The sequence below is a fragment of the Ruegeria sp. SAZA006 genome (genome assembly GCF_059613465.1).
On the sequence record NZ_JBXWSO010000004.1, the window covers coordinates 529,975 to 548,367 of the forward strand.

Below are 18,393 nucleotides of genomic sequence, written 5' to 3' on the forward strand. Positions count from 1 at the left end.
TGAATGGATGATGTTGATCGAAGAAACCGCCATCGCGGATGCGGCGCTGCCGGTGGATCAATTCAAGGCGCATCTGCGGCTGGGCACGGGATTTGCCGAGACCGGCCTGCAGGACGACGTGTTGAAAGGGTTCCTGAGGGCGGCGATGGCCGCGATCGAGGCGCGCACGGGCAAGGTGCTGATATCGCGCAGTTTCACCTGGACCCTGAGCCGCTGGCGGAACGACGCGGGCGAGGTTCTGCCGGTCGCGCCGGTGACGAGCATCGACGCGGTGACGCTGACCGACGCGCGGGGCACCCAGCAGGTGGTGGCGCCCGGGACTTACCGCCTGGAGCGCGACAACCAGCGCCCCTGCCTGCGCCCGATGGGGGCTTGCCTGCCCGCCATTCCCACCGGTGGAGAGGTGACCATCGCGCTGACGGCCGGGATGGCGGCGGACTGGGGCGGGCTGCCGGCGGATCTGGGGCAGGCGGTGCTGCTGCTGGCGGCGCATTACTACGAGTATCGTGACGAGACCAGCCTGAGCGACGGCTGCATGCCCTTCGGCGTGACCAGCCTGATCCAGCGCTATCGCATGGTGCGTTTCGGCGCGGGGATGATGCAATGAGCGCGCCCCGTCTGAACCGGCAGCTGGTGCTGGAGGCCCCTGTGCGGGTGGCCGACGGGGCGGGGGGCTATGCCGAGACATGGACGCCGCTGGGCACGCTGTGGGCCGAGGTGACTGCCCGGACCGGAACCGAGCGCGCGGTCGCGAATGTTCCGGTGTCGCGCGTGAGTTACCGCATCGTGGTGCGTGGCGCGCCCGAGGGGTCGTCGATGCGCCCGGCGCCCGATCAGAGGTTTCGCGAGGGCAATCGGCGCTTCGTGATCCGCGCCGTGGCCGAATACGACGCGGCCGGGCGCTATCTGACCTGTTTCGCGGATGAGGAGGTGGCGGCATGAGCTATGGCGTTTCGGCGGCGCTGCAGGCGGCTGTGTTCCAGCAATTGGTGGCGGATGCCCAGGTGGGCACGCTGAGCGGTGGCGCGATTTATGACGCGGTGCCTTCGGGGACGGTTCCGCAGACCTACGTGACGCTTGGCCCCGAGGAGGTGCGCGAGGCTTCGGACAAGACGGGGCAGGGCACTTTGCATCGTTTCACGGTGTCGGTGGTGTCCGAGGCGGCCGGGTTCGGCGCGGCCAAGACGCTGGCCGGGGCCGTGTGCGACGCGCTGGACGGCGCCCCGCTGACGTTGGATCGGGGGCGGCTGGTGGGGCTGTGGTTCGAGCGGGCCTCGGCCCGGCGCACCGGGACCGGTGGCGCGATCCGGCAGATCGACCTGAGATTCCGCGCCCGCGTGGAAGACAACTAAGCAATCAATGGTAAGCAATCAATGGAGAGAGCAAATGGGTGCCCAGAACGGTAAGGACCTGCTGGTCAAAGTGGACATGAACGGCACGGGTCTGTTCCAGACCATCGCGGGGCTGCGGGCCACGCGGATCAGTTTCAACGCAGAAAGCGTGGATGTCACTTCGTTGGAAAGCCAGGGCGGCTGGCGCGAGCTGCTATCGGGGGCGGGGGTCAAGTCGGCCTCGATTTCCGGATCGGGCGTGTTCAAGGACGCCGGCACGGATGAACGCGCGCGGCAGTTGTTCTTTGATGGTGAAACACCCGCCTTCCAGGTGATCATCCCCGATTTTGGCATCGTCGAAGGACCGTTCCAGGTGACCGGGATCGAGTATTCGGGCTCGCACAATGGCGAGGCGACCTATGAGATGAGCCTGGCCAGCGCCGGCGCTCTGACCTTCGTGGCGCTGTGATGGTCAATCCGTGGGCGGGCGAGGTGGCGCTGGTGATCGATGGCCAGCGCCGGGTGCTCAAGCTGACGCTGGGCGCGTTGGCCGAGCTGGAGCAGGAGCTGGGGGCCGGGTCCCTGGTGGAGCTGGTGCAGCGGTTCGAGGGCGGCGCCTATTCCAGTGGCGACGTGCTGGGGCTGATCGTGGCGGGGCTGCGCGGAGGCGGGGCGGATGTGACCCGCGCCGACATGTTGCGGGCCGAGATCGAGGGCGGCCCGATGGCCGCGGCGCGGGCGACGGCAGAACTGCTGGCGCGGGCCTTCATGGTGCCGGGTGAGTCATGAGCGGCTTTGACTGGCCCGGCCTGATGCGGGCCGGGCTGCACGGGCTGCGGCTGACGCCGGATCAGTTCTGGCGTCTGACCCCGGCCGAACTGCGGCTGATGCTGGGGCAGGGCCGCGGGATGCCGGCGATGAACCGGGCGCGGCTGGACAAGTTGCTGGCCGCCTGGCCGGACAAGATACAAGGAGAGCGTGATGACGGATCGGGACGGGTTTGACGACCTGCAGGAGCGCGGCGAGGCGTTGGGCGACGCCCTGGGCGATGCCGCCACGATGGCGGCGGCCTTCGACGCCCAGATGAAGCGGATCAGCGCCGCTTTTGAGGAGACCGGCAAGGATGTCGCCACCCTGGAACGCTGCATGTCGAGCGGGCTTCGCAAGGCCTTCGACGGCGTGGTTCTGGACGGAATGAACCTGTCGGATGCGCTGGACGTGCTGAAGAACTCGATGATCCGCACGGCCTATTCGGCGGCGATCAAGCCGGTGACGGATCATTTCGGCGGCATGCTGGCCAATACGGTCGGCGGCCTGGTGCAGGGGCTGCTGCCCTTTGCCGATGGCGGCAGTTTCGCGCAGGGGCGCGTCATGCCTTTTGCCAATGGCGGCGTGGTCACCGGGCCCACCACCTTTCCGATGCGCGGTGCGACCGGGTTGATGGGCGAGGCCGGCCCCGAGGCGATCATGCCGCTGGCACGCGGACCCGACGGCAAGCTGGGGGTGCGCAACTCGGGCGGCGGACGGGCGGTGAACGTGGTGATGAACATCACCACGCCCGACGTTCAGGGATTTCGCCGCAGCCAGGGCCAGATCGCAGCCCAGATGAGCCGCGCCCTGGGGCGCGGCAATCGCAACCGCTAGTTTGGGGAGCAGGACATGAATTTCCACGAAGTCAGATTTCCCGCCAGCCTGAGTTTCGGCTCGGTCGGCGGACCCGAGCGGCGCACGGATATCGTGACGCTGGCCAACGGGTTCGAGGAACGCAACACGCCCTGGGCGCATTCGCGGCGGCGATACGACGCCGGTTTGGGGATGCGGTCGCTGGACGACATCCAGACGCTGATCGCCTTTTTCGAGGCGCGTCAGGGGCAGATGTACGGCTTTCGCTGGAAGGACTGGTCGGACTACAAGTCCTGCGCCGCCACTGCCGAGGTCGACATGGGCGACCAGGTGATCGGGCAAGGCGACGGGGTCACGACCGCGTTTCAGCTGGTCAAGACCTATGCCTCGGGCGTGGCCAGTTATGTCAGGCCCATCGTCAAGCCGGTGCTCGGCACGGTCAAGGTTGGGCTGGCCCAGGACGAGGCCCGCGAAGGCGTGGATTTTGAGATGGACCTGAACCGCGGTCTGATCCAATTCGCCGTTCCGCCGGCCGAGGGGGTCGATGTTACCGCCGGGTTCGAGTTCGACGTGCCGGTGCGCTTCGACACCGACAGGATCCAGGTCAGCGTGGCCAGCTTTCAGGCAGGCGACGTGCCCAACATTCCGGTGGTGGAGGTACGGGTCTGATGAGCGGCGACAAGCAGGCATTGCTGACCCATCTGCAGTCCGGCATGACTACGGTCTGCCGCTGTTGGGCGATTACTCGAACCGATGGCGTGTCCTTCGGGTTCACCGACCATGACCGCGAACTGGCCTTTGACGGGCTGGTGTTCAAGGCAAGCACCGGCCTCACAGCCTCGGCGATCGAACAGGCGACGGGCCTGTCGATCGACAATTCCGAGGCCATGGGGGCGCTGTCTGATGCAGCCGTGCGCGACGAGGATATCGAAGACGGCCGCTTTGACGGGGCCGATGTCCGAGCATGGCTGGTCAACTGGGCCGCGCCGGAACAGCGCATGTTGCAGTTCCGTGGCTCAATCGGCGAGCTGCGCCGCGCAGGGTGCGCGTTTCACGCCGAATTGCGCGGGCTGACCGATCTTCTGAACCGACCCTTGGGGCGGATCTACCAAAAGCCCTGTACGGCGGTTCTGGGTGACAAAGCCTGCGGCTTCGACAGGTTGACCCCCGGCTACTGGGCCGAGGCCGAGATTGCCGAGATCGACGAGGGGCCGATCCTTTGGCTGCAGGGGGCGGAGGCGTTTGAGGACGGCTGGTTCGAACGCGGCCGCGTCGATGTGTTGACTGGCCGCTCTCAGGGGCTCTGGGCCTCGGTGAAGACGGACCGGAGCATCAAGATCGGGCGGGAATTGCATCTTTGGACTGCTCTGGGCTCGGGTCTGGCCACGGGTGACCGTGTGCGGGTGCTGGCGGGCTGCGACAAGCGGATGGAGAAATGTCGGTTGAAATTCAACAACGTCATAAATTTCCAAGGTTTTCCGGATCTGCCGAGCGAAGACTGGGTGATGGCCGTGCCGAAACAGGGCAACGCGAACAATGGAGGCAGCAGGCGGTGATGGTGACGGCTCAGGATATCGTGGACGAAGCGCGAGGCTGGCTGGGAACGCCCTATGTGCATCAGGCCTCGGTCAAGGGAGCGGGAACCGATTGCTTGGGATTGCTGCGCGGCGTCTGGCGTTCCGTCATCGGCCACGAGCCCGAGGCGGTGCCTACCTACAGCATGGACTGGTCTGAACCGCAGGGTGAAGAGCGCATGTGGGCGGCTGCGCGGCGCAATCTGGTCGAACGTCCGCGCAACTTTCTGGCCCCTGGGTGCGTGCTGCTGTTCCGGATGCGCGATGCCGGTGTGGCCAAACACCTTGGTATCGTGAGCGAAGCGGGCGCCGTGCCACGCTTCATCCATGCCTATTCCGGACATGGCGTTGTCGAGAACACTCTGAGCGACCCCTGGCGCCGCCGGGTGGTCGCCTGCTTTGAATTTCCTTTGGAGGGCAACTGATGGCGACGATAGTTTTATCTGCGGCGGGGGCTGCGCTGGGCGGCTCCATCGGTGGAACCGTTGCAGGGTTGTCAACGGCCATCGTGGGGCGGGCAGTCGGCGCAACGCTCGGGCGGGTTATCGACCAGCGATTGATGAGCCAGTCGGTCATGGGTGCCGGAAGCGAGGTGGTCGAGTCCGGCCGGCTGGACCGGTTCAGACTTACGGAAACAGGCGAGGGCGCGCCGTTGTCCACCGTGTTCGGCCGAATGCGGGTCGGTGGGCAGGTGATCTGGGCGTCGGATTTCCTTGAGACCCGCAAGACCACGACGTCTACGCAGTCTGCTGGCGGCAAAGGAACCCCAAAACCTGCCGAAGTCACCACGACCACCCATAGCTACAGCTATTCGATATCACTGGCGATTGCTGTCGGCGTCGGAGAGATTGCGGACATCGCGCGGATATGGGCCGATGGGGAAGAGCTTGAGCGCAACAGCCTGAACATGCGGGTTTATTCGGGTAGCCCGGATCAGCTGCCGGATCCACTGATCGAAACGATCGAAGGTGCCGGAACGGTTCCGGCCTATCGCGGCACCGCGTATGTGGTGATTGAAGACCTGCCGCTGGCGCAATTTGGCAATCGCGTTCCCCAGTTCTCTTTCGAGGTTGTTCGGCCTGACCAGAAATCCGCACCAGACTACGAGTCCGAATTGCAACGGATTGTCCGGGCCGTGGCCCTGATGCCTGGCACCGGGGAATACACGCTGGCCAGCACGCAGGTAAACTACTCCAAAGGGTCGGGCCAAAGCTGGGCCGCCAACGTCAATTCGCCCTCGGGCGAGCCCGATCTGGTGGCGTCGATGCGTGCCCTGAGCAAAGAACTTCCGGGCTGCAAGGCTGCATCGCTCGTGGTTTCGTGGTTCGGAGATGACTTGCGTTGCGGCGCTTGCAGCATTCGACCCAAGGTGATCCGCGATGACGTGGACGGCGCCAACATGCCGTGGAAAGTCTCTGGGCTGAAGCGCAAATCGGCTCAGGTCGTGCAACAGGTGGACGGGCGACCGGTCTATGGCGGTACCCCGGCCGATGCGTCGGTGGTTCAGGCCATTCAACACCTCAAGGATTCCGGCAGCCGGGTGATGTTTTATCCTTTCATCCTGATGGATCAGATGCAGGGTAATGGTCTTCCAAACCCATGGTCGGATGCCGGCGATCAGCCGCATCTGCCGTGGCGCGGCCGGATCACGCTGGACGTGGCTCCCGGGCGTCCGGGGTCGGTGGACGGAACCGCAGGTGCGGACGCTCAGGTGGCAAGTTTTTTTGGTGCAGCCCAAGCCTCGGATTTCATAATTGGTAATGGCAGCGTGACCTATACCGGCCCGGAAGAATGGAGCATGCGCCGTTTCATTCTTCACTACGCGGCGTTGTGCAAGGCAGCAGGCGGGGTCGAGGCGTTCTGCATCGGCTCGGAAATGCGTGGCCTTACCCAGATACGTGGCGCGTCCGGGTTCGCGGCCGTCGCTCAGCTGAAGGCATTGGCGGCGGAAGCGCGGCAGATACTGGGGCCAGACACCAAGATAGGCTACGCCGCGGACTGGACAGAGTATTTCGGGTACCAGCCTGCCGACGGCAGCGGTGACCGATACTTCCATCTGGACCCACTGTGGGCAGACGAAAACATCGATTTCGTCGGGATCGACAACTACATGCCGGTCTCGGACTGGCGGGATGGCGACGATCATCGTGATGCGATGAATGGTGCCCGGTCAATCTACGACCTGGATTATTTGCGCGGCAACGTTGAAGGCGGTGAAGGATACGACTGGTACTATCCAACGCCCGAGGAACAGGACGCGCAGATAAGGTATCCGATCGAGGACGGCGAACACGCAGAGCCATGGGTGTGGAGATACAAGGACATCCGCAACTGGTGGTCGAACTTGCACCACGAACGGATCGGAGGAGTGCGCCAAGCTGACCCGACCGATTGGGTTCCGGGATCAAAGCCGATCTGGTTCACGGAGTTGGGCTGTGCGGCCATCGACAAGGGAACGAACCAGCCCAACAAGTTTTTGGATCCGAAATCCTCGGAATCCGATCTGCCCAAATACTCGAACGGTCAACGCGACGATTTCATTCAGGTTCAGTATTTGAAGGCAGTTCTGGGATATTGGGCCGATCCGCAGATCAACCCGGTTTCGGACATCTACGATGGTCCGATGGTGGACGTTTCGAATGCCTATGTATGGGCGTGGGACGCGAGACCTTACCCGACATTCCCGAACCTGCGTTCGCAGTGGAGCGACGGCGAAAACTACGCCCGTGGTCATTGGTTGAACGGGCGTTCAGGTGCCAGGACACTGGCCTCGGTGGTGGCTGAGATTTGTCAGGCTGCAGGCGTTGCCGATTCTGATGTGTCTGCGCTTGACGGAGTTGTCCGTGGATACGTGATCGAAGATGTATCGGACGCGCGGGCGGCCCTGCAACCGCTGATGCTGCGCTACGGATTTGATGCGATTGAGCGGGACGGTGTTCTGACATTCCGCATGAGGGCCGGGCGCCGGGCATTCGATCTGTCGCTGGATCAGGTCGCGGAAAGCCCCGAGGTCGATGGCAGGGTCCAGTACCAGCGCGAAGCCGAGGCCGAAATGGCCGGCCGCGTGCGTCTGCGCTTTGTTCAGTCGGATGCGGACCACGATGTGGTATCAGAGGAGGCCGTGCTGCCCGATGATCGGACACATTCTGTTGCCGTGAACGAAATGCCTCTGTCAATGACCCGCGCCGAAGGACGGCAAACGGTCGAACGGTGGCTGGCCGAGGCCCGCGTCGCGCGCAATACCGCTCGCTTCGCGCTGCCGCCGTCGCAGATGCATCTGGGCGCCGGCGACATTGTTCGACTTCCATCCTGGAATGGGGGAGCCGGTGCGCTGTATCGCATAGACAGGTTGGAACAGGCTGACATCCAACTGGCAGATGCCGTGCGGATTGAGCCCGGGGTCTATTCGCCGTCCGACATGGCGGATGATGGGTTTGTCTCCCAACCCTTTGTTGCCCCAGTCCCGGTTCTTCCGATTTTTCTTGATCTGCCACTTATTACCGGCGCCGAAGAGCCACACGCCCCTTATCTGGCCGTCACGGCCGATCCCTGGCAAGGCAGCGTCGCCGTCTATTCTTCGGACAGCGACGAGGGCTACGCGCTGCGCGATCTCGTGACTGGTCAGGCTGTAATCGGGTTCACCGAATCCGCCTTGCCGTCCGCGAGCGCAGGGGTTTGGGATGAAGGTGCGCCGTTGCGCGTGCGCCTTGTCGATGGCGTCTTGCAGTCGCGGTCGCGTGACTCGCTTCTGACCGGCGCCAACTTGGCGGCGATTGGAGACGGCACGCCCGGAAACTGGGAAGTGTTTCAATTCGCGGATGCCGAATTGCAGGAACCCGGGGTCTATGCCCTGTCTGGCCGCCTGCGCGGTCAATTGGGTACGGACGCAATCATGCCCGAAATCTGGCCGGAGGGTTCCGTTTTCGTGTTGCTCGACGAGAGGGTTCTTCAGACCAGCCTGCTGCGGACCGAACGCCGAATTGCCCGGCACTACCGGATCGGGCCTGCAAACCGCGGATACGACGACGATTCCTATGTGCATAAGTTCGAGATCTTTGACGGAAACGGTCTGCGCCCTTACGCGCCAGTTCATTTAAAGGTCGAAAGACACGAGGGCGATGACCTGTTCACCTGGGTACGCCGAACCCGGATCGGCGGCGATGATTGGGACGTGCTGGATGTGCCGCTGGGCGAGGAGTCCGAGACCTATTTGATCCGGATTCGGTCAGGTGGCACCCTTGTTCGGGAAGAGATCACCATGACGCCAAGTTGGACCTATTCCGCGGTAACAAAGTCTTCGGACGGTGTCGCGGGCCTCTACGAGGTCGAGGTGGCGCAGGTTTCGGCCAGCTACGGGCCGGGCGCGACTGCGCGGCTGAGTGTGGAGTAGAGGGACCATGCGCCCTGTTTTGCACGGCGATGTCAGTTCTGCGGCGCGGGTTTTGCTGACCGTGCCACAAGCCCAGCGTGAGCGGCTATGCGCGCGCATGATCGCCGAGGCCGAGTTGGCTGACCGTCACGTGGCCGCGACGGGTCGTTTGCATCCTGTTTACGGGAACGGAGCATTGATGGGAGCGGCACGCAGCCGCCCGTTGGCAGACGAGCCGAGTTTCAGCGACACCGAGTATTGCCGGTGTTTCGAGACGGTACTGCGCCAACTTATCCGGTTTCAACTCAACCGGCCGCGCAGCTGACGCACTTGCTGGCGGCCGGGTCCAGGTCCAGCCGTCTGCGCGGAATGTCGTCACCGCAATCCTCGCAATACCCGAATTCGCCCTCGGCCATCCGGTCGAGGGCGGCCCTCAGCCGTAGGGCTTCGAGATCTCGTCGCGTTTGTTGCGCCTTGGCCATGGCCTGATTCTGCAGCGCATCCATTCGACTGAGCCGCCCGACCGCCTGCTGGTCAAGCTCGACCACGGATTGAGCGTCCTGACCGACCAGGGAATTGCGTTCCAATTCCTCTAGCCGGGACAGGATAAGTGTTTCAAATTCCCTGAGTTCGGACCGGTTCATTTTCTGTTGTGTTGCACATCAAGGGTTTGCGTTTGGCCTTTTTGGGCCTAGATGGCTATTCTAGGCGCAGCAGAGGATCAAAAGCCATGTTTGAAACGCGCACCCAAGTTACGTCAGTTGACCCCGTCTGGGACCGGATCACGGCCGAAGCACAGGCCGCCGTCGAAAAAGAGCCTTTGATGGGCGGACTGGTGCATGCCTGTATCCTGCACCACAAGTCTCTTGAACGTGCGTTGTCCTATCGGATCTCGGCCAAGCTGTGCTCGAACGAGATGTCGATGATGGTTCTGCGTGAAATTGTCGAAGAGGCATATGCCGATGACAAGGCGCTGATGAATGCAGCCCGCGCGGACCTGATGGCCGTGTACGAGCGCGACCCGGCCTGCCATCGTCTGCTGCAGCCGATCCTTTATTTCAAAGGCTACCAAGCCATGCAGGCCTATCGCGTGGCACACTGGCTGTGGCAGAAGGGCCGGCACGATCTGGCCTATTTCTTCCAGATGCGCAGTTCGGAAATCTTCGGGATCGACATTCACCCCGCCGCGAAGATCGGCAAGGGCATCATGATCGACCACGCGCATTCCATCGTGATCGGTGAAACTGCGGTCGTGGGCGACAACGTCTCGATGCTGCATTCGGTGACTTTGGGCGGGACCGGCAAGGAAGAAGAGGATCGTCATCCCAAAATCGAGGATGGCGTTCTAATCGGGGCCGGGGCCAAGGTTCTGGGCAACATCCGCGTGGGTCATTGCAGCCGCATCGCCGCCGGTTCGGTGGTTCTGCAGGATGTGCCGCCCTGCAAGACCGTAGCGGGTATCCCCGCCAAGATCGTGGGTGAGGCGGGGTGCGACCAGCCCTCAATCTCGATGGATCACATGCTGGGCAAGGATCAGTAAACCTGTTCTCAGGTTCGAAAAAAGCCGCCTCGGGGTCCGAGGCGGCTTTTTTGATTTTTGTGACTTGGATCAGGCCAGCATGACCATGGGGTTTTCGAGGTTGTCCACGATGGCTTGCAGGAGCTGTGCCCCAAGCGCGCCGTCGATCACCCGGTGATCGACCGACATGGTAACCGACATCACGGTCGCCACGGTCAGCTCCCCATCCTCGCCCACGACTGGCTTCTTGGCGCCGGTGCCGACGGCCAGGATGCCCGCATGCGGCGGGTTCACGATGGCGTCGAAATTGTCGATGCCATACATGCCCAGGTTCGAAACCGCGAAGGTGCCGCCCTGATACTCATGCGGGGCCAGCTTGCGCTCGCGCGCGCGCGCGGCTAGGTCCTTCATTTCGGTCGACAGGGCCGACAGAGATTTGGTGTCGGCGTCTTGCAGGACCGGGGTGAACAGGCCGCCTTCGATCGCCACGGCCACGGCCACGTCCGAGGGTTTCAGCTGCAGCACCCGGTCGCCCGCCCAGACGGCGTTGCACTCGGGCACTTGCTGCAGCGCGTTGGCGACGGCCTTGATGATGAAGTCGTTGACGCTCAGCTTCACGCCGCGGGCCTCCAGCTGCTTATTCAGCTGGCTGCGGAATTTCAGCAGCGCGTCCAGCTTGATGTCGCGGCGCAGGTAGAAATGCGGGATGGTTTGCTTGGCCTCGGCCAGACGGGCGGCGATGGTCTTGCGCATGCCGTCCAGCTTGACCTCTTGGTACTCGCGGCCTTCGTACATGCGGGCCACCATGTCGGCCGAGGGGCCTGCAGGAGCAGCGGCAGGGGCCGGCGCCGCGCTTGCCGAAGCAGCCGGTGCCGCTGCCGGAGCGGTTGCGCCTTCGACATCTGCTTTGACGATGCGGCCATGCGGGCCCGAGCCCTTGATCTGTGCTAGATCCAGACCCTTTTGGGCGGCAATGCGACGGGCCAGCGGAGAAGCAAAGATGCGACCGCCATCTGCCTTGACCGGAGCCGCCGGAGCCGGGGCGGGCGCCTCGGATGCCGCAGGCGCGGCAGCCTCGTTGCCCGCGTCGGCTGCGGGCGCAGCCTCGGGCGCTTTGGCGGGGGCGGCGGCGATGTCATCGGCGCTTTCGCCCTCTTCCAGCAGCACGGCGATGGGGGTGTTGACCTTGACCCCTTCGGTGCCCTCAGGAACCAGGATCTTGCCGACGATACCTTCATCGACGGCTTCGAACTCCATCGTGGCCTTGTCGGTCTCGATCTCGGCCAGCAGGTCGCCGGAGGAGACGGTGTCGCCTTCCTTGACCAGCCATTTGGCAAGCGTGCCTTCCTCCATGGTCGGCGATAGGGCGGGCATCAGAATTTCGGTGGGCATCTGTCAGTCGCTCCTTACCGATAGGTCACTTGTTTGACGGCGGCGATCACCTCGTCGGTGGTAATCAGCGCCAGCTTTTCCAGGTTCGCCGCATAGGGCATGGGCACGTCCTTGCCGGTCAGCGTGATGACGGGCGCGTCGAGATAGTCGAACGCTTCCTGCATGACCACGGAACTGATATAGCTGCCGACCGAGCCTTGCGGCCAGCCTTCCTCGACGGTGACCAGACGGTTGGTTTTCATCACCGAGTTGATGATCGCACCGGTGTCCATCGGGCGGATGGTGCGCAGGTCGATCACCTCGGTGCTGATGCCGTCCTCGGCCAGCTTGTCGGCGGCTTCCAATGCGTATTGCATGCCGATCCCAAAGCTGACGATGGTCACATCGGTGCCTTCGCGCCAGATGCGGGCTTTGCCCAGCGGCACGGTCAGGTCATCGACCTGCGGCACGTCGAACGAGCGGCCATAGAGGATTTCGTTTTCCAGGAACACGACCGGGTTGGGGTCGCGGATGGCCGATTTCAGCAGACCTTTTGCGTCGGCAGCCGAATAGGGCATCACGACCTTCAGGCCCGGGATCTGCATGTACCAGGCGGCATAATCCTGGCTGTGTTGTGCGGCCACGCGCGCGGCGGCGCCGTTGGGGCCGCGGAACACGATCGGACAGCCCATCTGACCGCCGGACATATACAGCGTCTTGGCGGCAGAGTTGATGATCTGGTCGATCGCCTGCATGGCGAAGTTGAATGTCATGAACTCGACGATCGGCTTCAGGCCGCCAAAGGCGGAACCCACGGCAATGCCGGTAAAGCCATGCTCGGTGATCGGAGTGTCGATCACGCGTTTTGCGCCGAATTCGTCCAGCAGGCCTTGGCTCACCTTGTAGGCGCCTTGGTATTCACCGACTTCTTCGCCCATCAGGTAGACGTCTTCGTCCGAGCGCATTTCCTCGGCCATCGCGTCGCGCAGAGCCTCACGGACCGTCATCGATTTCATCTCGGCATCTGCTGGCCAGTCCGGCGACAGGTCCACGGTAGGCGCGGCCGGTGCAGCAGGGGCAGGAGCGGGGGCCTCGATCGCCGCCGGGGCGGCTTCGGCCTCTGCCGCGGCTGCGGGTGCAGCCGCGGTCACGGCCGAGGCGTCTTCGCCCTCTTCGACCAGGATCGCGATCGGCGTGTTGACCTTTACGCCTTCGGTGCCCTCGGCAATCAGGATTTTGCCGACGATGCCTTCATCGACGGCTTCGAACTCCATCGTGGCCTTGTCGGTTTCGATCTCGGCCAGAATGTCGCCAGAGCTTACGGTGTCGCCTTCCTTGACCAGCCACTTGGCCAGTGTGCCTTCCTCCATGGTCGGCGAAAGGGCGGGCATGAGAATTTCGGTTGCCATGTCTTATTCGTCCTCTCAGGCGTAAATGTCGGTCCAGAGCTCGTCCAGCGACGGCTCGGGGCTTTCCTTGGCGAACTCGGCGGCCTGGTTGACGACCTCCTTGATTTCCTTGTCGATCGCCTTCAGGTCATCCTCGGTGGCGTGCTTGCCAGTCAGCAGCAGCTCGCGCACGTGTTCGATCGGGTCGCTCTGCTCGCGCACCTTCTGAACCTCTTCGCGGGTGCGGTACTTGGCGGGATCCGACATCGAGTGTCCGCGGTAGCGGTAGGTCTTGACCTCGAGGATGTACGGGCCCTTCCCGGCCCGGCAGTGCGCCACGGCCTTTTCGCCGGCTTCTTTCACCGCCAGAACGTCCATGCCGTTGACGATCTCGCCGGGGATGCCGAACGCCTCACCGCGGTGATAGATGTCCTTGGTCGAGGTCGAGCGCGACTGCGCGGTGCCCATCGCGTATTGGTTGTTTTCGATCACGAAGACCACCGGCAATTGCCAGATGGCCGCCATGTTGAAGGTTTCATAGACTTGACCTTGGTTCGCTGCGCCGTCACCGAAATAGGTAAAGGTCACGCGGCCGTTGTCTTTGTACTTGTCTGCAAAGGCCAGGCCTGCACCCAGCGGAACCTGTGCGCCGACGATGCCATGTCCACCGTAGAAATGCTTTTCTTTCGAGAACATGTGCATCGAGCCGCCCTTGCCCTTGGACAAGCCGCCTTCGCGTCCGGTCAATTCAGCCATGACGCCGCCCGGATCCATCCCGCAGGCCAGCATGTGGCCGTGGTCGCGGTAGGAGGTGATGCGCTTGTCGCCATCCTCGGCCGCAGCTTCGAGCCCCACGACGACGGCTTCCTGACCGATGTAGAGGTGGCAGAAACCGCCGATCAGACCCATGCCGTACAGTTGACCGGCCTTTTCCTCGAATCGGCGGATCAACAGCATCTCGCGGTAGTAGGTTTTGAGTTCTTCCGCAGAAACATTTGGTTTCTTTGTGGTTTTTCGCGCAGCCATCGTGGCGACCTCTCCCTTCCGGCAAGATAGTTTAGCGTTAAACTATCTCATAAAGCATTTCGCGCTTTCTGGCGAGCGGAAATGTGACGCAGCGTCCTGGACCGGGTGGCAGTATCTGTTTCCACCCGAAATCCGGCAGGTTTTCGCCTTTTGGTTCGACGTATGCACGGGTAGTATGCCTCCATTGGCAGGCAATTTTGAACGGGCGTCGGAGACAGATTGGCATGATGATCCTCAGAGAGCCGAAGCTGGTTTTCATCAAAACGAAGAAAACCGCCGGATCATCCATCGAAATTGCACTGAGCGCGAAGCTGCAGGACGGAGATTTCGCAACACCGTTCGGCAAGGAAGCCGAACTTCAACGTCCGGGGAAGCAATACATCGTCCGCCGGTCGGTTGAGCTCTTGCGGGACAGAGCCAAAGGCGAAGTGCAGGCCCGGTATCCCCACAATGGGATCGGCGTGGTCAATCGGTATCTGTCCGATATTGCGGAGGGCTGCAGCAGCATTTGCGTTGAGAGAAATCCCTGGGACAAAGCTGTCTCAGCGTTCTATTTCTGGATGCATCAGCGCGGAACACAGATCAGCGACGCAAATGCATTGTTCCTGAGCTTTTGCCGGACTCGCCTGAAGTTCTTCTCTGACTTCCATCTTTATTCTGAGGGCGGGGAGATCGCGGTTGATCGGGTGTTGCGATACGAAAGCCTGGACAGCGATTTGGCGCAGGTGCTGGATGACTTCGGCCTTGGCGATGTCAGTCTCGGCGACAAGCGTTTGAATTCCGGCATTCGAAAATCAAAGCAGTTCGATGTTTTCTACGGTGAAAACTGGGAGGGCGAAGCCGTGGACTTGGTGGCTGACCTGTTCCGACGGGAAATCGACGCTTTCGGTTATCAGTTGCCAACTGCAGAGGAACCCGGGGCGGTCGGGCAAACAGCTAACTAGCGGATGACGATTTCATCAGCCCGGATCATTCCCAAAACGGTTCGGGCCTGCTGATCCAGCAGGTCGAGATCCAGGTAGGTGTCTGAAAGGCGTCGGGTCAGGTTTTCCATCCGAGCGATGTCGGCGTTCAGCGCCGCAAGGTCGCGTGACAGAGCGTCCCGTTCCGCCGAAATCTCGATCCGTCGGAACAGGCCGTAGTCGCCCTGAACGGCAGCAAAGGTGAAATAGACACCCAGCATGAAAGCCACCGAGAAGAATGCGACTGCGCCCAGACCGGGCCGATTGGAACGGGACACTCTGTTAACCGCCGTATGAATACTGCCTCAAAAACGTGCCCTTTGCGGGCATCTGTCGGCACTATGTCACAGGTGATTCGGGTTGTGAATCCCCCGATTCGCACTTTTTGCAATTCGACGAAAAAAGTGATGCGCTAAGAGCCATGACCGCGTAGGTACCCGCTCAACGCAAAGCGGTCAGTTCCTGATTTCGATTCAGTGTCTGTTCTTCCATGCAGGACCAATAGAACATTTGCGCAGCACTGCCATCGCTTTTGAGTTCGGGGTCACAAGTTGCATCCCTGCGTTTCAACCAAGCGCGCTGTTCGTTCAACAAGGCCTCGCCGTTTCCGCGCCTATCCGCCGCTGATTTGACCTCTTTCCAGAGGCGGTTCAGTTCTTTATCAGCGATTTCCCATTTCTCTTTGGCACAGAAAGTGGCGTCGATCTGAGTTTGCCCGGCGCAATGGGACTGCGCGCCAGAAACACTGGGCAGGAGGATAACTGCAAACGTGGCAACGGCTTTCATGGCCCATCTCCCGGTCTGTGGGAGAATACCATGAATGCCGATCGGCAACTAGAATGGGGCTATTGGGCCAGCGCTGCCACACCTGGCAGGGTTTTGCCCTCCATCCATTCCAGGAACGCACCGCCGGCGGTCGAGATGTAGGTGAAGTCCTGCGCGGCACCCGACGCGTTGAGGGCTGCAACCGTATCGCCGCCACCGGCGACCGAAACCAGTTTGCCCGCCCGCGTCAGTTCTGCGGCTTTCAATGCAGCGGCATTTGTCGCCGCGTCGAAGGGTTCCAGTTCGAATGCCCCCAATGGGCCGTTCCAGATCAGAGTCTTGCTCTGTTCGAAGATGTTGCAGATCGCGGCGACGCTGTCCGGCCCGGCGTCCAGGATCATCGATTCTGCGGGGCATTGGTTCGCTGGGACGACCTTGTGTGGGGCGTGTGCTTCGAATTTCTCGGCAACGACAACATCGCTGGGCAGGACGATGCGGCAGCCTGCCTCGTCTGCTTTGGCCATGATTTCGGCTGCAGTATCGGTCATCGTGTGCTCGGCCAACGATTTGCCAACGTCCAACCCTTTGGCCAGCAAAAAGGTGTTGGCCATGCCGCCGCCGATGATCAGGTTGTCGACCTTCTCGATCAAGTTGCCCAGTAGATCCAGCTTGGTTGATACCTTGGCCCCACCGACCACGGCGGTCACCGGACGCTGAGGGTTGCCCAGAGCGGCTTCGAGTGCGCTGAGCTCTGCCTGCATCAGACGCCCGGCGCAGGAGGGCAGAAGGTGCGCCAGTGCCTCGGTCGAACTGTGCGCCCGATGAGCCGCCGAGAAGGCGTCATTGCAGTAGATGTCTCCCATCTTGGCCATACCTTCGGCCAGGGTCATGCTGTTCTGGGTCTCTTCGGCGTGAAAGCGGGTGTTCTCCAGCAGCAGAACCTCGCCGTCGCCCTGGTTTGCGGCAGCGATTTCAGCCTCGTATCCGACGCAATCCTCTCCGAAACGGACCTTCGTGCCAAAGGCGGCTTCTAGTGTGGGCACCAGCTGTTTCAGCGACAGGTTCTGCCGACGTTCACCGCCGGGCCGGCCGAAATGGGCCAGAAGGATGGGCTTGCCGCCAGCGGCCAGAATGTCGCGCACCGTGGGCACGATCCGCTGGATCCGGGTGTCATCGGTCACGGCACCATCCAGAACCGGGACGTTGATGTCCACGCGCACAAGAACGCGTTTGCCCTGCAAATCCATGTCGTCCAGAGTTTTCCAGCCCATCGTGTCATCCTCGCCGTTGTCACCACGCGTCAGCGGTTCTTTTCCTGCATTTTGCCCTCAGGTCAATGCGTCACTTGGCTTTCCCGCGTCCGGCGCATAGGTATTTGCGCAAATCATTTCCACAGGAGAGAGCCCCATGGCCGAGATCAAGGATCCCGAAAACACCATCATCATCGAGCTGAAGGACGGCAACGTCGTCATCGAGCTGCTGCCGGACGTGGCGCCTCAGCACAGCGAGCGCATGAAGGAACTGGCGCGCGCGGGCGAGTATGACAACGTGGCCTTTCACCGGGTGATCGACGGTTTTATGGCCCAGACCGGCGACGTGCAGCACGGCGACATGGAAGACGGCTTCAACATCCGCATGGCGGGCACCGGCGGCTCGTCCTTGCCGAACCTTCCGGCCGAGTTTTCCAAGCTGCCGCATGACCGGGGCACCTTGGGTGCCGCTCGTTCGGCCAACCCGAACTCGGCCAACTCGCAGTTTTTCATCAACTTCAAGGACAACCACTTTTTGAACGGCCAATACACCGTATACGGCCGCGTGATCGAGGGGATGGAGCATGTCGATGCCATCACCCGTGGTGAGCCGCCTGCGAACCCCGACCGCATGATCAGCGTCAAGGTGGCCGCCGATGTATAAGCTGGCCGCCGTTTTTACCTTGTTGGCCAGCCCCGCGCTGGCCGCAGGCCTGCAGATTGAAGTCGAGGGCGAGGCTAACGGCACGATCACGATCGACCTGTTCGAGGACGTCGCTCCCAAGCATGTCGAGCAGATCACCGCTCTGGCCGCCGAAGGCAAGTATGACGGGGTGGTGTTCCACCGCGTGATCGAGGGGTTCATGGCACAGACCGGGGACGTGGAATACGGTAAACTGGGCAGCGACATGCGTCGCGCCGGTACCGGCGGTTCAAACCGTCCGGACCTGCCAGCCGAGTTTTCCGAAGTTCCGTACGAGCGCGGCATCGTCGGAATGGCTCGCGCCAGCAACCCAAACAGCGCAAATTCGCAGTTCTTCATCATGTTTGAACCGGCCCCGACCTTGAATGGCCAGTACACAGTGGTGGGCAAGGTGACCGACGGCATGGACGTTGTTGATGCGATCAAACGCGGCACAGGCCCGAACGGCGCGGTGGTCGGCCAACCGGACGTCATGACCAAGGTGACCGTCACCGAATGATCCATAGACCCGG

The 18,393-nt window shown here is 62.2% G+C and carries 23 protein-coding genes; 16 read left to right on the plus strand and 7 right to left on the minus strand.

The window, feature by feature from the left end:
* Positions 1 to 7: 7 nt before the first annotated feature.
* The 12 genes from AC2FNZ_RS05340 to AC2FNZ_RS05395 are packed head-to-tail and all read left to right on the plus strand — an operon-like array spanning position 8 to position 9,222.
* Positions 8 to 607: a head-tail connector protein gene (locus AC2FNZ_RS05340; protein ID WP_496839766.1), complete on the plus strand. Its 600-nt coding sequence runs from the start codon at positions 8 to 10 to the stop codon at positions 605 to 607.
* Positions 604 to 942, plus strand: coding sequence for a phage head closure protein (locus tag AC2FNZ_RS05345; RefSeq protein WP_496839767.1), 339 nt, complete (start codon positions 604 to 606; stop codon positions 940 to 942). The genes AC2FNZ_RS05340 and AC2FNZ_RS05345 overlap by 4 nt, the downstream gene beginning before the upstream one ends.
* A complete protein-coding gene (locus tag AC2FNZ_RS05350; protein ID WP_170338594.1) occupies positions 939 to 1,352 on the plus strand; it encodes a DUF3168 domain-containing protein in 414 nt (137 codons plus the stop codon). The genes AC2FNZ_RS05345 and AC2FNZ_RS05350 overlap by 4 nt, the downstream gene beginning before the upstream one ends.
* A 34-nt stretch (positions 1,353 to 1,386) precedes the next feature.
* Entirely contained in the window at positions 1,387 to 1,800 is a 414-nt protein-coding gene (locus AC2FNZ_RS05355) for a phage major tail protein, TP901-1 family (RefSeq protein WP_496839768.1), read from the plus strand.
* Positions 1,800 to 2,120, plus strand: coding sequence for a gene transfer agent family protein (locus AC2FNZ_RS05360; protein WP_496839770.1), 321 nt, complete (start codon positions 1,800 to 1,802; stop codon positions 2,118 to 2,120). Before AC2FNZ_RS05355 ends, AC2FNZ_RS05360 begins: the two co-directional genes overlap by 1 nt.
* Positions 2,117 to 2,335 (plus strand): rcc01693 family protein, encoded by a 219-nt coding sequence (locus AC2FNZ_RS05365; protein WP_005982488.1) that lies wholly within the window; start codon positions 2,117 to 2,119, stop codon positions 2,333 to 2,335. Before AC2FNZ_RS05360 ends, AC2FNZ_RS05365 begins: the two co-directional genes overlap by 4 nt.
* A complete protein-coding gene (locus tag AC2FNZ_RS05370; RefSeq protein WP_496839771.1) occupies positions 2,313 to 2,975 on the plus strand; it encodes an RcGTA-type gene transfer agent tail tape measure protein in 663 nt (220 codons plus the stop codon). The genes AC2FNZ_RS05365 and AC2FNZ_RS05370 overlap by 23 nt, the downstream gene beginning before the upstream one ends.
* 15 nt (positions 2,976 to 2,990) lie before the next feature.
* The gene (locus AC2FNZ_RS05375) at positions 2,991 to 3,623 is read left to right on the plus strand and encodes a phage distal tail protein, Rcc01695 family (protein ID WP_496839772.1); all 633 of its coding nucleotides are present in this window, start codon (positions 2,991 to 2,993) and stop codon (positions 3,621 to 3,623) included.
* Positions 3,623 to 4,510, plus strand: a complete 888-nt coding sequence (locus AC2FNZ_RS05380) for a phage/gene transfer agent baseplate hub protein (RefSeq protein WP_496839773.1) — start codon at positions 3,623 to 3,625, stop codon at positions 4,508 to 4,510. Before AC2FNZ_RS05375 ends, AC2FNZ_RS05380 begins: the two co-directional genes overlap by 1 nt.
* A complete protein-coding gene (locus tag AC2FNZ_RS05385; protein WP_170338104.1) occupies positions 4,510 to 4,953 on the plus strand; it encodes a C40 family peptidase in 444 nt (147 codons plus the stop codon). Before AC2FNZ_RS05380 ends, AC2FNZ_RS05385 begins: the two co-directional genes overlap by 1 nt.
* Complete coding sequence (locus AC2FNZ_RS05390; protein WP_496839774.1) at positions 4,953 to 8,918, plus strand: baseplate multidomain protein megatron; 3,966 nt, start codon at positions 4,953 to 4,955, stop codon at positions 8,916 to 8,918. The genes AC2FNZ_RS05385 and AC2FNZ_RS05390 overlap by 1 nt, the downstream gene beginning before the upstream one ends.
* Positions 8,919 to 8,925: 7 nt before the next feature.
* Positions 8,926 to 9,222, plus strand: a complete 297-nt coding sequence (locus AC2FNZ_RS05395) for a DUF7742 family protein (RefSeq protein WP_496839775.1) — start codon at positions 8,926 to 8,928, stop codon at positions 9,220 to 9,222.
* Here AC2FNZ_RS05395 and AC2FNZ_RS05400 read toward each other — a convergent pair.
* On the minus strand, positions 9,203 to 9,541 hold the full coding sequence (locus AC2FNZ_RS05400; protein WP_093962390.1) for a TraR/DksA family transcriptional regulator: 339 nt from the start codon (positions 9,539 to 9,541) through the stop codon (positions 9,203 to 9,205). The genes AC2FNZ_RS05395 and AC2FNZ_RS05400 overlap by 20 nt on opposite strands.
* Positions 9,542 to 9,627: 86 nt before the next feature.
* Between AC2FNZ_RS05400 and cysE the strand changes: the two genes are divergently transcribed.
* Positions 9,628 to 10,437 (plus strand): serine O-acetyltransferase, encoded by an 810-nt coding sequence (cysE, locus tag AC2FNZ_RS05405; protein WP_093962389.1) that lies wholly within the window; start codon positions 9,628 to 9,630, stop codon positions 10,435 to 10,437.
* 69 nt (positions 10,438 to 10,506) lie between these two features.
* Here cysE and AC2FNZ_RS05410 read toward each other — a convergent pair whose 3' ends face one another.
* Genes AC2FNZ_RS05410 through pdhA form a run of 3 tightly spaced genes read right to left on the minus strand, consistent with a single transcriptional unit; the run spans position 10,507 to position 14,201 of the window.
* Positions 10,507 to 11,808 (minus strand): pyruvate dehydrogenase complex dihydrolipoamide acetyltransferase, encoded by a 1,302-nt coding sequence (locus tag AC2FNZ_RS05410; protein ID WP_496839776.1) that lies wholly within the window; start codon positions 11,806 to 11,808, stop codon positions 10,507 to 10,509.
* A gap of 14 nt (positions 11,809 to 11,822) precedes the next feature.
* Positions 11,823 to 13,196 (minus strand): pyruvate dehydrogenase complex E1 component subunit beta, encoded by a 1,374-nt coding sequence (locus AC2FNZ_RS05415; protein WP_496839777.1) that lies wholly within the window; start codon positions 13,194 to 13,196, stop codon positions 11,823 to 11,825.
* A 15-nt stretch (positions 13,197 to 13,211) separates the two neighbouring features.
* On the minus strand, positions 13,212 to 14,201 hold the full coding sequence (pdhA, locus tag AC2FNZ_RS05420; RefSeq protein ID WP_093962386.1) for a pyruvate dehydrogenase (acetyl-transferring) E1 component subunit alpha: 990 nt from the start codon (positions 14,199 to 14,201) through the stop codon (positions 13,212 to 13,214).
* 224 nt (positions 14,202 to 14,425) lie between these two features.
* Between pdhA and AC2FNZ_RS05425 the strand changes: the two genes are divergently transcribed.
* Positions 14,426 to 15,145 (plus strand): hypothetical protein, encoded by a 720-nt coding sequence (locus AC2FNZ_RS05425; RefSeq protein WP_496839778.1) that lies wholly within the window; start codon positions 14,426 to 14,428, stop codon positions 15,143 to 15,145.
* Here AC2FNZ_RS05425 and AC2FNZ_RS05430 read toward each other — a convergent pair.
* From AC2FNZ_RS05430 to AC2FNZ_RS05440, 3 genes are all read right to left on the minus strand, one after another.
* Complete coding sequence (locus AC2FNZ_RS05430; RefSeq protein WP_170338112.1) at positions 15,142 to 15,441, minus strand: FtsB family cell division protein; 300 nt, start codon at positions 15,439 to 15,441, stop codon at positions 15,142 to 15,144. The genes AC2FNZ_RS05425 and AC2FNZ_RS05430 overlap by 4 nt on opposite strands.
* A gap of 163 nt (positions 15,442 to 15,604) precedes the next feature.
* Complete coding sequence (locus AC2FNZ_RS05435) at positions 15,605 to 15,949, minus strand: lysozyme inhibitor LprI family protein (RefSeq protein WP_170338620.1); 345 nt, start codon at positions 15,947 to 15,949, stop codon at positions 15,605 to 15,607.
* A 59-nt stretch (positions 15,950 to 16,008) separates the two neighbouring features.
* Positions 16,009 to 17,199, minus strand: a complete 1,191-nt coding sequence (locus AC2FNZ_RS05440; RefSeq protein WP_496839779.1) for a phosphoglycerate kinase — start codon at positions 17,197 to 17,199, stop codon at positions 16,009 to 16,011.
* A 136-nt stretch (positions 17,200 to 17,335) separates the two neighbouring features.
* Here AC2FNZ_RS05440 and AC2FNZ_RS05445 point away from each other — a divergent pair, with 136 nt between their 5' ends.
* Entirely contained in the window at positions 17,336 to 17,842 is a 507-nt protein-coding gene (locus tag AC2FNZ_RS05445; RefSeq protein ID WP_093962382.1) for a peptidylprolyl isomerase, read from the plus strand.
* Positions 17,835 to 18,380 carry a peptidylprolyl isomerase gene (locus tag AC2FNZ_RS05450; RefSeq protein ID WP_170418314.1) on the plus strand — a complete coding sequence of 182 codons (546 nt, stop codon included), beginning with the start codon at positions 17,835 to 17,837 and terminating at the stop codon, positions 18,378 to 18,380. The genes AC2FNZ_RS05445 and AC2FNZ_RS05450 overlap by 8 nt, the downstream gene beginning before the upstream one ends.
* Positions 18,381 to 18,393 lie beyond the last annotated feature (13 nt).

What these genes read in the sequence shown, in the direction of transcription:
- AC2FNZ_RS05450 (WP_170418314.1), top strand. Translation starts at nt 17,835, where the DNA reads ATGTATAAGCTGGCCGCCGTTTTTACCTTGTTGGCCAGCCCCGCGCTG.
- AC2FNZ_RS05340 (WP_496839766.1), top strand. Translation starts at nt 8, where the DNA reads ATGATGTTGATCGAAGAAACCGCCATCGCGGATGCGGCGCTGCCGGTG.
- cysE (WP_093962389.1), top strand. Translation starts at nt 9,628, where the DNA reads ATGTTTGAAACGCGCACCCAAGTTACGTCAGTTGACCCCGTCTGGGAC.
- AC2FNZ_RS05435 (WP_170338620.1), bottom strand. Translation starts at nt 15,949, where the DNA reads ATGAAAGCCGTTGCCACGTTTGCAGTTATCCTCCTGCCCAGTGTTTCT.
- AC2FNZ_RS05380 (WP_496839773.1), top strand. Translation starts at nt 3,623, where the DNA reads ATGAGCGGCGACAAGCAGGCATTGCTGACCCATCTGCAGTCCGGCATG.
- AC2FNZ_RS05370 (WP_496839771.1), top strand. Translation starts at nt 2,313, where the DNA reads ATGACGGATCGGGACGGGTTTGACGACCTGCAGGAGCGCGGCGAGGCG.
- AC2FNZ_RS05375 (WP_496839772.1), top strand. Translation starts at nt 2,991, where the DNA reads ATGAATTTCCACGAAGTCAGATTTCCCGCCAGCCTGAGTTTCGGCTCG.
- AC2FNZ_RS05425 (WP_496839778.1), top strand. Translation starts at nt 14,426, where the DNA reads ATGATGATCCTCAGAGAGCCGAAGCTGGTTTTCATCAAAACGAAGAAA.
- AC2FNZ_RS05385 (WP_170338104.1), top strand. Translation starts at nt 4,510, where the DNA reads ATGGTGACGGCTCAGGATATCGTGGACGAAGCGCGAGGCTGGCTGGGA.
- AC2FNZ_RS05440 (WP_496839779.1), bottom strand. Translation starts at nt 17,199, where the DNA reads ATGGGCTGGAAAACTCTGGACGACATGGATTTGCAGGGCAAACGCGTT.
- AC2FNZ_RS05355 (WP_496839768.1), top strand. Translation starts at nt 1,387, where the DNA reads ATGGGTGCCCAGAACGGTAAGGACCTGCTGGTCAAAGTGGACATGAAC.
- AC2FNZ_RS05445 (WP_093962382.1), top strand. Translation starts at nt 17,336, where the DNA reads ATGGCCGAGATCAAGGATCCCGAAAACACCATCATCATCGAGCTGAAG.
- AC2FNZ_RS05395 (WP_496839775.1), top strand. Translation starts at nt 8,926, where the DNA reads ATGCGCCCTGTTTTGCACGGCGATGTCAGTTCTGCGGCGCGGGTTTTG.
- pdhA (WP_093962386.1), bottom strand. Translation starts at nt 14,201, where the DNA reads ATGGCTGCGCGAAAAACCACAAAGAAACCAAATGTTTCTGCGGAAGAA.
- AC2FNZ_RS05365 (WP_005982488.1), top strand. Translation starts at nt 2,117, where the DNA reads ATGAGCGGCTTTGACTGGCCCGGCCTGATGCGGGCCGGGCTGCACGGG.
- AC2FNZ_RS05345 (WP_496839767.1), top strand. Translation starts at nt 604, where the DNA reads ATGAGCGCGCCCCGTCTGAACCGGCAGCTGGTGCTGGAGGCCCCTGTG.
- AC2FNZ_RS05415 (WP_496839777.1), bottom strand. Translation starts at nt 13,196, where the DNA reads ATGGCAACCGAAATTCTCATGCCCGCCCTTTCGCCGACCATGGAGGAA.
- AC2FNZ_RS05400 (WP_093962390.1), bottom strand. Translation starts at nt 9,541, where the DNA reads ATGAACCGGTCCGAACTCAGGGAATTTGAAACACTTATCCTGTCCCGG.
- AC2FNZ_RS05350 (WP_170338594.1), top strand. Translation starts at nt 939, where the DNA reads ATGAGCTATGGCGTTTCGGCGGCGCTGCAGGCGGCTGTGTTCCAGCAA.
- AC2FNZ_RS05360 (WP_496839770.1), top strand. Translation starts at nt 1,800, where the DNA reads ATGGTCAATCCGTGGGCGGGCGAGGTGGCGCTGGTGATCGATGGCCAG.
- AC2FNZ_RS05410 (WP_496839776.1), bottom strand. Translation starts at nt 11,808, where the DNA reads ATGCCCACCGAAATTCTGATGCCCGCCCTATCGCCGACCATGGAGGAA.
- AC2FNZ_RS05390 (WP_496839774.1), top strand. Translation starts at nt 4,953, where the DNA reads ATGGCGACGATAGTTTTATCTGCGGCGGGGGCTGCGCTGGGCGGCTCC.